The 1144-nt window shown below is 48.6% G+C and carries 1 protein-coding gene and 1 pseudogene; both read left to right on the top strand.

Annotation, left to right across the window (positions count from 1 at the left end; all coding sequences use genetic code 11):
• Window positions 1–63 precede the first annotated feature (63 nt).
• A complete protein-coding gene (locus DWV16_RS18790; RefSeq protein WP_007886614.1) occupies window positions 64–564 on the top strand; it encodes a PcfB family protein in 501 nt (166 codons plus the stop codon).
• A pseudogene (locus tag DWV16_RS18785) lies at window positions 561–1097 on the top strand (type IV secretory system conjugative DNA transfer family protein); the annotation flags it as partial. The gene DWV16_RS18790 and the pseudogene DWV16_RS18785, both read left to right, overlap by 4 nt.
• Between the last annotated feature and the right edge of the window lie 47 nt (window positions 1098–1144).

Raw genomic sequence — 1144 nt, 5'->3', positions numbered from 1 at the left:
AAAGAAAGCCGGACTGGCTGCCCGGCTTTCCTGTCCAAATTTATTGTAATAGGAGGCGAGAAAATGCAGGAAGAAGTGGAAAACAGAACTTTGACGCTGGTTGTCAGTGGAACAAAGTTTACCGGCAGAATGTTTAAGGCTGCCATAAGCAAGTATATGGCACATCGGAAGGAAAAGAAGCTGGAAAAACAGAGAAGCCGTGATGCGCCGGTTGTTCCGCATGGAAAACAGACTGTGAAGCAGCTTGTCGGGCAGAATCAGGGAATATCCAACATTGAGATCACAGACCCCTCTATCAAGGAGTTTGAGAAAATCGCCCGGAAATATGGTGTGGATTATGCGGTGAAAAAGGACCGTAGCAGTTCTCCGCCAAAGTACCTGATTTTTTTCAAAGGCCGTGATGCAGATGCTCTGACAGCAGCTTTTACAGAGTACACCAACAAAAAGGTCAAAAAGGCAACGAAAACAGAGCGCCCGTCCGTACTGGCAAAACTTAACCAGTTCAAAGAGATGGTTAAAAATGCTGTGGTGGATCGCACCAAGCGAAAGGAGCTGGAACGATGAAAAAGACATTGGACATCAAAAAGCTCATTTTGCTGAATATGCCGTATATCCTGCTGGGGCTGTTTGCTACCAATTTTGGAGAGGCATGGCGAATGGCACAAGGGGCGGATGCTTCAGAAAAGTTTCTTTCGCTGGTTGCGGTTCTGCCTGGGGCGTTGCAAAGTTTCTGGCCAAGCCTGCATCCATTGGACTTGTTGGTAGGGCTGTGCTGCGGTGTTGGTCTGAGGCTGGCGGTGTATCTTAAAAGCAAGAACGCCAAGAAATATCGACATGGTTTGGAATATGGTTCGGCCCGCTGGGGAACCCGTGAGGATATTGCTCCCTACATCGACCCGGTGTTCCAGAACAATGTCATTCTCACAAAAACCGAAAGCCTGACCATGAACAGCCGCCCCAAGGACCCAAAGACCGCCAGAAACAAAAATGTGCTGGTGATCGGCGGCTCCGGTTCCGGTAAGACCCGCTTCTGGCTCAAACCAAATCTGATGCAGATGCACAGTTCTTATGTGGTCACAGACCCAAATGGTAATTTACAATAAGGATAAAGGGAGCGCGCACCCTCAAGAAAGGAGGTTACACC

The sequence above is a fragment of the Anaerotruncus sp. AF02-27 genome, assembly GCF_003465835.1.
In the GTDB taxonomy this organism is placed as follows: Bacteria; Bacillota; Clostridia; order Oscillospirales; family Ruminococcaceae; genus Anaerotruncus; species Anaerotruncus rubiinfantis.
This window is presented reverse-complemented; position numbering and strand designations above follow the sequence as displayed.

Bases quoted from the DNA above. Each gene is read 5' to 3' on its own strand.
- DWV16_RS18790 (WP_007886614.1), top strand. From the start codon at position 64: ATGCAGGAAGAAGTGGAAAACAGAACTTTGACGCTGGTTGTCAGTGGA.